This is a genomic window from Paenibacillus sp. FSL L8-0340, assembly GCF_038593145.1.
Classification (GTDB): Bacteria; Bacillota; Bacilli; order Paenibacillales; family Paenibacillaceae; genus Paenibacillus_AQ.
Genome location: NZ_CP151967.1, coordinates 799,711 through 814,985, shown reverse-complemented (window position 1 = coordinate 814,985; position 15,275 = coordinate 799,711). Strand labels below are relative to the sequence as shown.

At 33.7% G+C, this 15,275-nt stretch carries 15 protein-coding genes; 1 reads left to right on the top strand and 14 read right to left on the bottom strand.

Going from position 1 to position 15,275, the window contains the following annotated elements; genetic code table 11:
• Position 1: 1 nt before the first annotated feature.
• The 14 genes from NST07_RS03715 to NST07_RS03650 form a co-directional block, all read right to left on the bottom strand.
• Positions 2-448 (bottom strand): 3-hydroxyacyl-ACP dehydratase FabZ family protein, encoded by a 447-nt coding sequence (locus NST07_RS03715; protein WP_342481083.1) that lies wholly within the window; start codon positions 446-448, stop codon positions 2-4.
• A gap of 22 nt (positions 449-470) precedes the next feature.
• Positions 471-1,946 carry an AMP-binding protein gene (locus NST07_RS03710; RefSeq protein ID WP_342481082.1) on the bottom strand — a complete coding sequence of 492 codons (1,476 nt, stop codon included), beginning with the start codon at positions 1,944-1,946 and terminating at the stop codon, positions 471-473.
• Between the two features lie 12 nt (positions 1,947-1,958).
• Entirely contained in the window at positions 1,959-2,984 is a 1,026-nt protein-coding gene (locus tag NST07_RS03705; RefSeq protein WP_342481081.1) for an alcohol dehydrogenase catalytic domain-containing protein, read from the bottom strand.
• 11 nt (positions 2,985-2,995) lie between these two features.
• Positions 2,996-4,294: a TrpB-like pyridoxal phosphate-dependent enzyme gene (locus tag NST07_RS03700; protein WP_342481080.1), complete on the bottom strand. Its 1,299-nt coding sequence runs from the start codon at positions 4,292-4,294 to the stop codon at positions 2,996-2,998.
• Positions 4,295-4,307: 13 nt separating this feature from the next.
• Entirely contained in the window at positions 4,308-5,111 is an 804-nt protein-coding gene (locus tag NST07_RS03695; protein WP_342481079.1) for a carbon-nitrogen hydrolase family protein, read from the bottom strand.
• 13 nt (positions 5,112-5,124) lie between these two features.
• Positions 5,125-6,468, bottom strand: coding sequence for an AMP-binding protein (locus tag NST07_RS03690; RefSeq protein WP_342481078.1), 1,344 nt, complete (start codon positions 6,466-6,468; stop codon positions 5,125-5,127).
• Between the two features lie 20 nt (positions 6,469-6,488).
• Positions 6,489-7,592, bottom strand: a complete 1,104-nt coding sequence (locus tag NST07_RS03685) for a 2-deoxy-scyllo-inosose synthase (protein ID WP_342481077.1) — start codon at positions 7,590-7,592, stop codon at positions 6,489-6,491.
• Between the two features lie 13 nt (positions 7,593-7,605).
• Complete coding sequence (locus NST07_RS03680; RefSeq protein ID WP_342481076.1) at positions 7,606-8,955, bottom strand: hypothetical protein; 1,350 nt, start codon at positions 8,953-8,955, stop codon at positions 7,606-7,608.
• 2 nt (positions 8,956-8,957) lie between these two features.
• Complete coding sequence (locus tag NST07_RS03675) at positions 8,958-9,614, bottom strand: methyltransferase domain-containing protein (protein WP_342481075.1); 657 nt, start codon at positions 9,612-9,614, stop codon at positions 8,958-8,960.
• Positions 9,611-10,768 (bottom strand): tyrosine decarboxylase MfnA, encoded by a 1,158-nt coding sequence (gene mfnA / locus NST07_RS03670; RefSeq protein WP_342481074.1) that lies wholly within the window; start codon positions 10,766-10,768, stop codon positions 9,611-9,613. Before mfnA ends, NST07_RS03675 begins: the two co-directional genes overlap by 4 nt.
• A gap of 1 nt (position 10,769) precedes the next feature.
• The gene (locus tag NST07_RS03665; RefSeq protein WP_342481073.1) at positions 10,770-11,849 is read right to left on the bottom strand and encodes a BtrH N-terminal domain-containing protein; all 1,080 of its coding nucleotides are present in this window, start codon (positions 11,847-11,849) and stop codon (positions 10,770-10,772) included.
• On the bottom strand, positions 11,846-12,583 hold the full coding sequence (gene fabG, locus NST07_RS03660; RefSeq protein ID WP_342481072.1) for a 3-oxoacyl-ACP reductase FabG: 738 nt from the start codon (positions 12,581-12,583) through the stop codon (positions 11,846-11,848). Before fabG ends, NST07_RS03665 begins: the two co-directional genes overlap by 4 nt.
• Positions 12,583-13,425: a sugar phosphate isomerase/epimerase family protein gene (locus tag NST07_RS03655; protein ID WP_342481071.1), complete on the bottom strand. Its 843-nt coding sequence runs from the start codon at positions 13,423-13,425 to the stop codon at positions 12,583-12,585. The genes fabG and NST07_RS03655 overlap by 1 nt, the downstream gene beginning before the upstream one ends.
• 155 nt (positions 13,426-13,580) lie before the next feature.
• A complete protein-coding gene (locus NST07_RS03650; RefSeq protein ID WP_342481070.1) occupies positions 13,581-14,258 on the bottom strand; it encodes a LytTR family DNA-binding domain-containing protein in 678 nt (225 codons plus the stop codon).
• 442 nt (positions 14,259-14,700) lie between these two features.
• Here NST07_RS03650 and NST07_RS03645 point away from each other — a divergent pair, with 442 nt between their 5' ends.
• Entirely contained in the window at positions 14,701-15,255 is a 555-nt protein-coding gene (locus tag NST07_RS03645; protein ID WP_342481069.1) for a dihydrofolate reductase family protein, read from the top strand.
• The last annotated feature ends 20 nt before the right edge of the window (positions 15,256-15,275 follow it).

Below are 15,275 nucleotides of genomic sequence, written 5' to 3'. Positions count from 1 at the left end.
TCTAATCCTCCTTCATTACAACAGTAATACTTCCCTCTGCCACTAATTGTTCGTTACGATATATCTCACCATTAAAAACATCACTTTTGCTAATTTTTCTTACATGCTTTACTTGTATCCGAAGTAACTGATCTGGCAAAACAAATTTTCTAAATGTAAAATGATTTACCTTCATCAAATATCCCTCTTGGCTTTTGTTCCATCGAATCGCATTTAAAACTGCAGCTGCTTGAGCCAAGGTTTCTATTAAAATGACGCCGGGAACAATTGGATTACCAGGAAAGTGCCCAATAAAGAACTGTTCATCACCTCTGAACAATTTCTCACATACAATTTGCTCTTGAGTAAAACCAACTATTTTATCTACAAACAAGAACGGACTTCTATGAGGAATCAATTTCAAAATTTCATCTTGTTCCATTAAATTGAGTGTTATATTTTCTTCCATGCCAGAAACATCACTCCATTTCTCAAACCATCATTTTCCAGGTCTTTTTTTTGATGAGATGTTCACATATAATAATTTTTTTAGGTACTTTATGTGCTGACATTTTACTGCGGCAATACCTTAATATTTGTTCCTCATTTATTGTTGTTTCATCGTTAAGTACAACTTTAGCGATTATTAAGTCTCCCCTTGAAACATTGCTTTCCGCCTCTACTAATACATCTTTGAAGTATCCACTCTGCATTAAAATTTCCTCAACATCGTGCTTAAATACTTTTTTCCCTGCCACACAAAACATTTCTTTTTTTCTGCCGGTGATAAATAATTCTCTACTTTCCAAGACATAACCGATATCACCAGTGTAAAACCAGTTGTCTCTTAATACTTCTTCAGTCTCTTTCGTTAAATTATAGTAGCCCCTCATTAATTTAGGTGTTTTCAGTAATATTTCGCCTTCTTGACCATAGGCCAATTCATTTCCATCCTCATCTACAATCTTCGTTTGCAATGAAGGTAACAACGTACCAACTGAATGTTGCTTACTGTAATAACAGTTTTTGTTAACTGCTATCGTATTAGTTTCACTTGAACCATATGCATTAATAATTTGAATATCATTTTTATCGTAATAATATTTCACAACACTATATGGCAATGGAGCACCGGAAGAGATAAACTTTATGTGCTTCATATCTTGATTAATCATATTTTTTATTTTTTCGAGCATTGTAGGTACACAAGAAAAGACAGTAGTATTCCATTTCTGAATATGTCTAACGATATCATTTAAGTTTTTATTCTCATGCAGGACAATTGTTGCCCCTATGGATAATGGTAATAATAAATTTGTACATAATCCATAGCAGTGAAAGAAGGGTAATACATTAAAGAAAACGTCCTTTTCATCTACATCTATTACATCTCTGAGCTCTTGTATGTTAAATAATAAATTATGATGTGTTAACATTACGCCTTTAGGTTCTTTAATTGTTCCCGATGTATAAATAAAACATAACAGATCATCCGATACAACTTCTTCAGATTCACCTATACCATCAGGAGTCAATAATAAATTACCTAAAATCTGATAGTCTTTATAGTTGCTATGAATATAATTTTCATTGATTAAATATCTAAGCTTGGAACTACTAAGCTTGGAAATGACCCTTTCGTCCACTAGCGCTTCATATATGACAATTGCCGTTGCTTCGGAATCATGAATAATAGAATACAATTCTTCTCTAATATTTAAATCTAATGGGATAACTATACAACCTATAGAAGTTAATGAAAAAAAGTAATTCACGAATGAGTAGTCACTGTTTACAAGAAGAACAACCTTATCACCTTTTCTAAGGCCTAATTTTTTGAACTCCCGGATCGTCTGTTGAATGGACTCATAAAGTTGACCATAGGTTATATGTTGCTCCCTGTATACTAGTGCGAGATTATTTTTCTTTGTCTCAACGCCCCTCTTTAACAACTCAAGAATTGTCATTTCTACCTCTCCTCAGTTCATTTCGATTACAATTTTAACATTCTTCTGCAAGTCCAGTTCCTTTGAAAAGAAATGCTGTACTGAATCTATCGGCACCATTCTTGTGATCAGCTTCGTAATACATTTCTCATTCCGTTCAATTATTCTAATAGCTTCTTGAAATCCACCTGTTCCACCAATACTTCCAATAATATTTAAGGACTTTTTTATAACCATCCCAAAATCTATATGAATAGAATTCTGATGGCCAAGACATAGCAAAGTCCCCCCTGGTCTCAATAAGTGAAGTGAAGAGACTATAGCATTTTCGTTACCTGATGCTTCAATAATAAGATCAAAGTGGTTTACATACTCCGATACATTCTTGGTCATATCTGCATGAATAGGGGTTGCATTTGTCAGTCCCATTGATTGAATAGTACGAATATTCACTTCTTCCACATCTGAGATTGTAATATTGGAGACTCCCTGATCAATTAATGCAATTGCACTCAGTGCACCAATGCCACCTGCGCCCAAAATAAGAACTTCTTTGGCTTCAGATAATTTTTGACTGCCTATTTTTTTAATTCCTTCAACGGCCACCGCCAATGGTTCTGTTAAAACATAGGGCAGGGTAACAGCAGTTTTAGGACATTTATATAAATATTTCGATGAAACCTTAACATATTGAGAGCCTGCCCCATCTATTGTAATTCCCCGCTTTTGAACTCTTTCACATAAATTTTTATTTTTTTTACATTGCTCGCAGCTGCCACAATAGATTGAGCAGTCTCCTGTAACTATATCTTTTTCGCACCATTTTGATTCTGCACTTGTGCCAGTTGCAACTACTTCCCCTATCCATTCATGGCCTAAAATTATAGGATATCGATGCGGAGCTGTATATTGACCCTTATATAATTTAATATCTGATCCACAAAGAGCCACATAATGAACTTTGATGAGCACTTCATCTGGAAGTAAATGATCATCAATTGGTTTATTTATACACTTTAACTGTTGTTTGGTTTCTATCACCAAAGAGAGGTTATTCATATTATCACCCCTCACCGCTTTTTATCCGGACTCTCAATGTACCCATTTAAGTCAAGCAGTCCATTCCCGCTAAAACACATTAAGATTGTCTTTTTTTCATTATTTACTTTTGCAGAAAGTGCCTCGTCGATCGTTGCTTTAATAGCATGACAAGTTTCAGGTGCGGGAATGCTGCCATACAATTTGGTAAATAACCTTCCAGCTTCAAAGATCTCCTCTTGATCATAAGAAACCGCATCAAGTATTCCCTTATGTCTGAGCATACCTACCATAGGGGAGCCATTATGTTGACGTAATCCGCCTACATGAGAGGCTGGGGGCATAAAATCATTTCCCATTGTATAGGATAGAGTTAGTGGAGTAATTCCTAATGGATCTGAAAAGTCGTATTTGTATTCACCCTTGCTTAATCTTGGAGAAGCATTCGATTCTACAGCTAAAAGTTTAATATTTGAAGGGTTCTCCGCTTTTGTCTGTATGAATGGAGCCATAATTCCGCCGAGATTACTGCCCCCGCCACAGCAAGCAATAACTGTATCAGGCATATCCCCTGCTATCTCCAATTGTCTATAGGTTTCTAACCCTATTATAGATTGGTGCAGTAATACATGATTTAAATTACTACCTGACGCATATTTGTATTCTTCATTCTCCAACGTATAACTAATTGCATCACCAATTGCTGTCCCTAAAGAACCATAGCTATCAGGGTCTTTTTCCAACAAAATCCGCCCTGAACTTGTTAACTTGCTAGGCGAAGGATATATTTTTCCCCCAAGCATTTCACTCCAGTATTTCCGGAATGGTTTTTGCTCCATTGAAATTCTCACCCAGAACACAATGGCTTCAATATTAAACATGTTACATGCATATGACAGACCTAACCCCCACTGACCTGCACCGGTCTCGCTTATTAATCCTTTTACGTTCTCTTTTTTTGCGTAGTATGCTTGTGGTATTGCCGTGTTCAATTTAAAACTATGTGTAGGTAAAAAATCTTCTCTTTTTATATATATTTTTGCTGGGGTATCTAAATATTGCTCTAATTCTACCGCTCTCATTAACGGAGTTGATCTGCCAACTTGTATATATTTATCTAATACTTCACCTGGAATGTCGACCCACTTCTCTTCAGTACTATCCTGATCTAACATAGCTTTTGTTCTTATTTTCTTGATAACATCCAGCCTTGACCCTCTGTCATCATTCGGTTCCTTTAATGGAGGAAGTTTGTCTGGTAGCACAGATTTTATATTTAACCATTGAGTAGGGAGATCTTGTTCTTTTAGAAAAAACATATTTTTCTGCATGGATTATATTCTCCTAACTTATCGTTATTTTATTTGGTCTATACACTTGATTTCTTTTATTTCTAAATGACTCCAAATCATAACTCCCATAAACTACTCCTTCAAAAAAGGCATCTTTTCCATGATCCATTTCAAATAATTTATTATTGCCGGATAGATGCGGATTACTATAAACATTGCTTATCCCTTTAAAAGTTAAATTTGTATTATCTTTTATCCCACAACCAGAAGCGACAACTATAAAACAATCTAAATCAATTGTCCTTGCTTTTACTATCGATAAATACGAGTCCGAAAATTCTGATGGAATTTGAACTAGACAAATCAGAACCTCTACATTTTCATCCAACAATTTTTGGCATATTGTAAATGAATTAATATCATTACCAAGCAACAATCCGATTTTTCCAACATGTGTCTCATAACAATGTACATTTTCGCCGGCAGTAATAATTTCCTTCTCGAAAAAAGTAAGATTGATTTTTTTGTGCATACCGAGTAATTCCCCTTCTGGAGATACTACAATAGCGGTGTTGTACAATTTACTATTTTCTGAAATTAAAGTGCCACAGACTATATATAATTTGTATTCCCTTGCCATTTTAAGGATAAAATCAATGCACTTCTTTGAATCTTCTGAATCGAATTGATTATTAAGCGAACTTCCCAATTCAAGCTGATAATTAAAACACTCTGGAAAACATACTAATTGCACATTATTCCGTGAGCATTCCTCAATATAGATCTCACATTTATTAAAGAATTCCTCTTGTTTGTAGGTATTAATATTTAACTGAACCATTCCAACATTAACCATTTCATCACCTCGTTCACTTCTTCACAAACATTTTCGAGAATGGTTTTAAACTTCTTTTCAAGTATTCAATATATTCTTCCCTTTCTTCCTTATCGAAGATATTTATTATAATGTTGTCTCTAACAGATTCAGGAAAGTTACTTTGTAATTCTTCTGATATAAAATCGGCACTATAGCTTTCTTTTAAATCAACCGTTATGTTCATTTGCTTATTATCATATTCCACACGATAGAACTTATTATGGCTCTCACAACTCATAATTAGCTCTTCTAATTTCAAATATGAAATCTGCCATTCACCTATACGAATTACATCATCGATCCTCCCATAATGCTCCATAATATCCGCTGTGTTGCCACATTCGCAGGGCTGAGTGCTAATACTCACTTGGTCATTTGTTTTATATCTAATTAAGGGCATCACCTCATTTTCCAAACTAGTTATAACCAGTTCTCCTTTGCCCTCACCTTTTATGTTATGTCCGCTATGAACATCAATAACCTCGTAATTATATCTATCATCCATAATATGCATGTTTCCATGATGACAAGTAATTGCCAAAGAACAGGTTTCGGTCATTCCATAAGCATTAAAAACATCGGCTCCCCATATTTCTTTAATTTTCTTTGCTTTGGATTGATTCGCTGTTTCTCCGATGTTTAAAATCTTTTTAACGGAAAAATCCTTTTTCGCACAGTATCCCATTTTTTGAGCAACTTCTGACAGCAGCAGCACTCTAGTTCCTGAAGCCACCATAATTGTAGGCTGAACTTTATATATAAGATCTACTGTCTTTTCCCATGAACAAAATTCATTAAGTACACCACATGCCACTTGAGTAATTCCTATCAAATCAAATGTTTTCTCAAGATCCTGGGCTGGAACAGATAATTCATACGGTGCTGAAATTATGGCGATATCGTCCTCTGAGAATAAATCCATTAGTCTGTAGGCTACATAAATATTATTTTGGAACCAATCTTTCTGAGAAAAATATGCGGAGGTCGGAACACCCGTTGTTCCGGTGCTTTCCGCGTAATGACTAACTTTTTCAAGACTCGAAGCCAACAATCCAAATGGATATTGTTCCCGTAAATGTTCCTTTGTTGTGAATGGTAATTTTTGCAGATCTGATTCCTTTTGAATAGATTGAATATCAATAAAGTTATCTTTGTAGAATTTAGAATAAAAATGCGAGTTTTCAGCAGCATAATGAATTTCTTTAATCAGCTTCTGCTCAATATACGATTTTTTTTGTTCTTTAGATAAACCTTGTGTATCCTCCAGATTTTTTAAGGAGTCCAGTTTTAATTCAGATTCCCTTTTAAGTTGATCTATGCTATTTTTAGTAATCATCAGCCGAGCGCCCTCCTAAATTAAAAGGATTCATTGATCGCTTCTTTCTGAATCTCCGGGTTTACCTCTACCATATAACTTTGTTCCGGTCCTTCAATGCAGGAGCCTATTTCATTTAGCAGAACAAATCTAATACCATGAATATCCTTTTTATTGTCTAGTTCCATACGTCTCATTATTGTCTCAGCATTAAGCACATCCGGAACTTTCGTTGGAGTTCCCAGTGCCTGTAATATATCGAGATGCTCTTCTACTTCATCATGACTTAAAAGACCTAATTTATTACTAATACGAGCAGCAATTATCATCCCTATAGATACGCATTCTCCATGGGAGTATTTTCCTTTTAATAATCTTTCTATCGCATGCCCTGTGGTATGGCCGTATTCAAGTATCATTCCAAGAGCCTTTTCGGATGGATCATTTTTAATAATTGGTAACTTTGACAAGATACTTATTTTAACGAGATCAAATAAGTTCTCTTCATTAAAGACCAGCCCCTTATTTATTCTCTCTTTCATCTCATAAAAGAAATTTCTATTAAATATCAATCCATTCTTAATTGTTTCTACCAAAGCCCCCCTGACAAGTCTCTCAGGCTCACTAAGCAGAAAGGAAGTATCCACAAAATTAAAAAGTGGTGTGTAATAAGATCCAATCATGTTTTTCCCAGACATAGAATTAATAGCTTGTTTCCGGCTCAGTATACTATCCGTTTGTGACATAAAAGTAATAGGAATATGAAAAAATCTTATTCCTCTAAAAATTAAAGCAGCAGCTAACCCAACTATATTTCCTATTACTCCTCCTCCAAAAGCAATCAAAACTGAACTTTTAGTTATGTTTCTTTCAAATAGCTCCTCAATTAAATAATTGCAGGTCATATTATTTTTGTTTACTTCACCTGCAGGCAAAACAATTAATTCCACTGGATAATTCTTACTCAAAAAATCATAAAGTGTTTGGCCATAAATATTCAGTATATTAAAATCTGTTATTAAGAAATACTTATCTGTTTTTAACTCATTCATTTTTTCGGGCAAAACGCTATCCCAGATCTTACTACCTAAATAAATAGGGGTTGACTCCTGCAAAAACGTTTCTAAAACAATTTCTTTAATCATCTTTAAGCTCCTTTTAATGAATTTTATGAAAATTAAAGGACTTCTGATTAGAATTAATATTTTGCATACTTGCTAACTTTAATTCCCGCTCTTCTTGTGTATAAGCTTTTAGCTTCACACAATCTCTCAATGAGCTTGGGAATCGGTATAATATATCCTCTTTACTACTTTCGAACAGCTCTGGATTAATAATATCCATATAAATTGATAGGCTATTTTCGTTATATTCAACATCATAATACTTGTCTTGGAGCTCACTGCTAAACAAAATATTTTCAATTTCCTGATAGGTGAGCGTTTGATTATGGACCGAGATCTTATTGCTCGATTTACCATAACGTTTGAGAACAGTCCGACTATTATCGAATTCATCTTTCTTATAAGATAAAGATGCTAATTCGCCAGTTCTATATCTGATTAGAGGCAATGCCTCATTATCTAAAGAGGTTATGACAAGCTCTCCTGCTTGATTTTCACCTAGCACTTGATTGGAATACATATCTATAATCTCAAAATAAAACTTTTCATCCATCAATAAAATATCTCCATTTTCATCTGAAACACCCAATGGAGGAAGCCCATCAATTGAATACAAATCAAAGATGGTTGCATCCCATATCTTCGCAACTCTATTCCGTTTTGCTTTACATAGATTTTCTGATACGTTAATAACTTTATTTATATTGAAATCCCTTTTTAGATCAAACCCCATTTTAGTTGCAACATCCGCTATTATAAAAGAATGAGTAGCTGAACAAACCAGTACATTAGGTTTCACTGAAGCTAATAAGTTAAAAAACCTATCCCATGGACAAACTTCGTTAAATATTCCACACGAAATTATCGTAGCACCTAAAATCTCAAATACTCGCTCTAACTCTTGGGCTGCAATAGACAGTTCATATGGTGATGCCACTACGACTATATCTTTGGGTGTAATTTTACCCAGTAATTCGTTTGAAACGGTAATATGATCGTGAAACCAACTGTGTCTGGAATAAAAAAAGGAAATAGGGCAATCTGCTGAAACTGATTCCGAATAGTGACTTAAATCCGAAACTTTAGCTGACAATGCCTTTAAAGGGTAGGATTCTTCAAGTTTCTTTCGAGGAAGTAAAGGTAGTTCTTGAAATTGTTTTATATTTTCTATTTTTACTATCTGAGTTGCATCAAGTTCATAATATTTTTTATAAAAGTCAGAGTTGTTAATAAAATAATTTATTTTCTCTAAAAATGTGGCTTCGAAATCATAAAAGTTTGTTTTCTTTTTTTCGTTAATTCCTGATGCTAATGATTCAATCATTTCCAGTTTTAGCTCCAAACTGTATTTCAACATATCTATACGTGAATCAACAGTTGGCATTCTTATTTTCTCCCTTCAACAATTCCCTGAAACTCAATCCAAACCTCACCCTTTACATCTTTAAAATTATTTTTCTCAAATAAGCTAATATAGTCGGATAGTGAAAATTTCAAGTGCACTTCATCTGCATCTGATTCAGGATCCGTTCCTTTATGCCAAGCTTCGATTTCCTTATTACGTTCAGGATCTGCTACTTTAATAAAATCAGAGATCACTAGTTTTTTTCCAGGTTTCAAAACACGATAGATTTCTCTTAATATAACCTCAGTACGTTCACTATTTTCATGAAGTACATAGGACATAACTACAGCATCAAAGCAATTATCAGAAAACTCCAAAGAACAAGCATCCCCTAAACAAGGCTTAATAATATGATCAAGCCCCCGCTTCTCTGCTTTTTTTTGCATTACATCAAGCATTTCTTGTCTCGAATCCATTCCAATCACTTTCCCGCTTGCATTAACCTTTTGAGCAGCTATCAAACTTAAAAAGCCAGTTCCACATCCTATATCAAGGACACAATCACCTTCTTTTAGATCCGCATGTAAAATTACAGCTTCATTTTCCTTTAAAGCGATTCTTAAAGGACCATCCAAATAATGAATCACTTTTTCCAGTTCTTGAGAGGAATAACTTTTTATAGTGTTTTCCTTTTTCATTGACTCGTCTCCTTAACATCAATTGTTATTAGCATCTCTACAAACTTATCTATTAAATCTATACTCAAATGATTATTTATAACTATTCTTAATGCATTTTTAAATCTTCTTGAAACGGATACAATAAACCCTTTTGTTTCTAGTTGATTCATCAGATTATGTGCATTATCTACATAAAAGGTAACGATATTTAATTGAGGAGTGCAGACTAGTGTATAACCCAACTGTTCTAATCGTTTAATCAAATATTCCGTACTTTCATAATTTTTTTTTGTTATCTGGATGAACCCTTCCATTCCCAAATATTCTAAAATTGCATATACCGCTAGTACACTAGCCCCACCTCTAGTGCCAGATAACGTTGTATGTGCTTGTGTCCCATAAAAATATGAATTAAAAGTTAAGTAGTTTTGGATATCTTTGTTCTTAAAGAGAATACCGCCAGCAGGAATGGGAGCAAGTCCATATTTATGTGGATCCACTGTGATTGAACTAACTCCATCTATAGCAAAATCAAATTCCGGCAATGAATATCCTAATTTTTTGGCAAATGGGATGATGAAACCGCCTGTAGCTGCATCAACATGAAGATAGATTTTATTTTCGCGTGCAATTTCAGCAATTTGCTCTATAGGATCAATGCAACCCAACTCACTACTCCCGGCATTTACAACAATTGCAATCGTATCTTTTCCAATTTTGTGAATCAAATCACTAATATCCATTGAGAAATTTTCATCAGTCTCAACAATTTTGTATTTTAGGCCCATAAATTCTATCGCTTTTAATACAGAATAGTGAGTAGTTGCTGTAAACAGAATTTCAGGTTTTTCTACTTCCGGCCGCATCTTTTTTGCAACTTGGAGAGCTAGAAAATTCGCTTCTGTTCCCCCTGAGACAATATTTCCAACCATGTCTGGCCCGTGAAATACCTCTTTCAAGAGCTCAATTACTTTATTCTCGACTTTAGCAGTTCCTTTAAAGATTCTATTATCTCCCAAGTTAGTATCTAGTCCCTTAATAAAAGCTTCCACACCAATATGTAAGGGCTCGGAACAAATTGAATTAAAAACAAATGGCCATTGTACATCTGCTTTTCTAATATCAAGTATTTCTTTCATAATCTCATTACTATTTAAGCCTATTTGTCTCACATTACGTTCCCTCCCATTGTTCAAGTAAATAAAACGCTTTCGCCTCTAGTTCAACAGTCTCTTCAAGCAGCTTTTTAACCTTCAATAATTGTATGAAGATTCCCGAATGATCTAATCGACTTGAATAATGAAAGTATTTTGATATCTCTATCCAATTTAGGCTTGATTGGTGCATCATTTTTGCAGCCTTCAATAACAAGTGATCATTTGAGAATATTTTTGAAACTTCATATAAATACTTAGAATATAATGATCTAAAATTCCCACCACCAGTACCAACTTCGTCAAACATTTTACCAGTTATAATAAGTTGTGCTCGTAAGGGAGAAACATAAGACTGTCTATTACTATCAAACTTTTTTAGTGGTAAAATTTCAGGCCAACTCTCTAACTCATTGGTGAATAATTGAAGTTCCCTATAGCTTCCTTCATTTGTATCTTTTAAGTAACTCAAAGTATTCTTTTTAATCGCTTTATAAATTGCTTCTTTCAGTCTCAATTTATAATTTTGAGGTACATCAATTATGTGCTGTGCATTGTGGGTATTTCCCCAATATAGATCAGCACCTCTAGCTTTTTTAACACAATCAATTGAGGTAACATGTAAATTATTTGACTGTCTTTTGTCGTTGATTTTTTTGTCATAAACTTCCCCTAGCCAAACATGCTTATCGTCATACCCTACGAGAAGCACCATATGGAAAGGAACTTCTCTCAATATTCCCTTCCAGTAATCAAGCTTAGATTTATCAAGTTCAACAATAACTGGAATGTTATTATTAATTGAAGCCTTTGTCTCCTGCCATGCTTTCTCACCATTCGTTTCGAATAGTCTTTTGTGGCTCAACTCAAGAACTTCACAAATATTATCGACCCAAGTGTAATTTCGACCTCCTGTATAGAATGCCGGTATGCTGGTTAACACATCGTGCTTTCTATAGCAAAAGCCTAAACTACTGTCTAAACCAAATGCCATTGCTTCCGTAAAGTTAAATCCCCAATAATTAAAATAGTTTTGCAAGGTTGTGGAAATGCAGTGGTAACCTGGATCATACACAAACCCTTCAATCATTTTTTTCATGCGGACAGCCCACCATCCACCGTAAACACCCCTCCTGTAATGTAGTCTGATTGGTCACCGGATAAAAATAGAATTAACGATGTTACATCTTGAGGAGTTCCTATTCTTCCAAGCGGTATCTTTTTTATTTCCGAATCCATATCTTTTATAGTCTGATCGGTCATATCTGTAGAAATCAAACCCGGAACTACCACATTCACATTAATCTTCCATTTTGCTGCTTCTTTAGCCAAAGCTTTTGAGAAGGCTACTACAGCTGCCTTTGAAGCCGCATAGTATGTTTGACCTATTTTACTATCATATATACTTACTGAAGAGATATTAATGATTTTCCCAGCCTTTTGTCTGATCATTCGTTTCATAGCCGCATGACAACAACTCATCAATCCTATAACATTCGTGTTTATGCATGTAATCCAATCTTCTTCTGTACTATTGATAAATAATTTATCGTTACTAATCCCAGCGTTATTGACTAAAATATCAATTCTCCCAAACTTCTTTTTAATGTTCTCGAACATTGCCTTAACTTGTTCAGGATCGGATATATCCGCTTGAATTTGAATCGAATTTGGAGAGAAGGCTTTAATAATTTCGAAGGTCTCGCGTGCCATAGCTGTGTCATTTTTATAGTTCATAATTACAATTGCTTTTCTTTTAGAAAATTCAATTGCAACTTCCCTGCCTATGCCCCTTGACGAACCCGTAATTAATATAATCTTGTCATTGAACATCAAATTAACTGTCCTTTTGGAACTAATTCAATATGTTTATTTATAAAATCATAACTTTCTTTTAATGCCTTTTGATGAACACCTGTGTGATTATATAGTTCAACACTTACAAATCCATCATAGTTATGTTTACTAAGAATGCTGAAAATTTGTGGGAAATCCAGATGACCTTGTCCTAGTATTTCATGATAATGAATACGATCTTTAATATCTTCAATATGAATGTGTTTTGTGAAGGGGAGTGCTTTATCAATGGCATTTAAGTAGTCGTCCTCACAACAATTTACGTGCCCTATGTCAAGATTCATTTTGAAATGTTCATGATTAATATCTTTTATTAATTGAATGGCTCCGGTACTAGTGCTAATTAAAAATTCAGGCTCTGGTTCAATTAACATAGTTAAACCGCCACATTCACTGAGCAATTCTTCAATCGATTCTATTAGCCAATTATAGGCCATACCCCTGTCTATATTGTCTTTCAGTTTACCACTAGCAAAAACTAAGTAAGGTGAATTCAAATTATTAGCAATTTCTATAGATCTCTTTAAAAAGTCTTTTCTAATAGATCTGCATGCTTTATTAGGATTTATGAGTGATGGTTCAAAAGGCATCTCGCCCAATAAATTATCCGCACCAGCAGAAATACAAGAAATAATAATATTGTGGTCTGAGCAGAAGTTTTTTAATTCTTCCACTTCTTTTCTTGTAGTCATTAAAGGATGTAAATGGTTTTCATGAAATGATAATTCAACACCATCATAATTATGATTTCTAACTGTTTTAAGCGCTTCCTTAATAGTTAAATGCCTTAACCCATTAGTGTTATAACTTACTTTCATCAATTACTTCCTCCTATCTATAGACTAATGTTTAAATAATTCATGGCGTTATTTCTAATTCAAACTTAGCACAAAACAAAGTATATTTTTCATTTTTGGCATATAAAGGTTTTTTCGTGGACTGAATTGTACATTTTTTCACATAAGGGAGCAAATTATATGTCTTTTATTAATCTTTTAATTGGATCACATTGATTCCTTGAAACAAAAAATACTTGTCCATCCTCCATTTCTACACTCAATAATCTTTCTACCTTTTTTACGTTTTTAACGTAATTAAAATTAATAATCATTCCTCTATGAATCATTGCAAAATTATGACCATAGAGTGTTTTATAGATTTCCTCCAATGACCTACTTTTTAAAATCAACACCTCTTTTTTTAATTTAATTGCTACATTTCTACCTTCTTTATAAACATATATAATGTCTTCTGCTTTTACATATTGAACACCATCTTTTAATTCAAATTTATATTTTTTATTTGTATCTAGCTTATTAAGTAGAAATTCTATTACTCCATCAAGCGTATGTTCAGTTTTAACAAATTCAAATGCAACATTGAAATCATTATTTAATGAGAAAGCTATTATTGAAATCTTATTATCTGAAAAATACTGAAAATCCATTAGCGTTTTCAAAACATTCTCCAATTCAATGAGGTTAACAAAAAAAACATCAAAATCATTTTTTCGATTATCTTTTAAAAAATCAAAACTGTCTTTATATACTTTAATTTCATATTTCGTATTTTCACCTTTAAAAAAGAAATCTATACGAGACCTTATCATTTCACACAAATAACTTTCATCACATATCGCCACTTTAACCATAAAACACTTCCTCTTTTCATTTTAAGATATGAAAGAAATGATTATTTTCCGATTAGCAGATGAGATGGTCAACTGAAAAGTTGTTTGGTAGATTCAAGGTTTCTATTCAGAGTTAGCTTTCGATGCAATTCCTTTGTGGAAACAATTTCAGCTGCTAAGTTATACATGACCTTATTTCTAAAAAGCTTATAAAAACCACAAAAAAACCTCCTTAAATTTTGTATTACACAATTATATCTCATATATGGTTTTTATAGTAATTGTCTGCCAATTATTATTAAATTTAGACACATTTAATCAAATACCCCGAATGCTCCCTTTGTCCTATGCTTCAACTTTACATGCCATAATATTCATACCGCACCCTTTCTTTTAATATGACATAGGATGACATATTTGAGGTTTATAATGGGTAATAGATCAACGAAAGGAGTAACAAATCATGAAACGGAAAATAATTTTAGATTTAGCAGTTACTTTAGATGGTTTTATTGAAGGGACAAACGGGGAACTTGATTGGTGCATTATGGATTCTGAGATGGGATTTATTCATTTCTTAAATCAGATTGACACTATTTTGTATGGAAGAACAAGCTATGATTTATGGGGACAATATACTCCAGGAATTGAACAAGATGATGCTGAAAAAGAAATTTGGGAATCAATTCACAGTAAAGAGAAATACGTGTTTTCCGGGACACAAAAAGGGACTGCTAATAAAGCAATATTCATAAATGATAATATTCTTGAAGAAGTAAATACATTAAAGAATACGCCTGGCAAAGACATCTGGCTATATGGTGGAGCAAGTCTTATTACAACTTTTATCAATTTAGGGCTTGTTGATGAGTTTAGATTATCTGTTCACCCAGTCGTTCTGGGAGAAGGAAAACCGTTGTTTATTGATATTAAGCAGAGATTGAATTTAAAAATGGTTAATACAAGAAAGTTCTCCTCCGGCGTTGTGCAACTAATCTATCATTTGAATGACAAATAAACCAAGCGGAAACGGCTTCG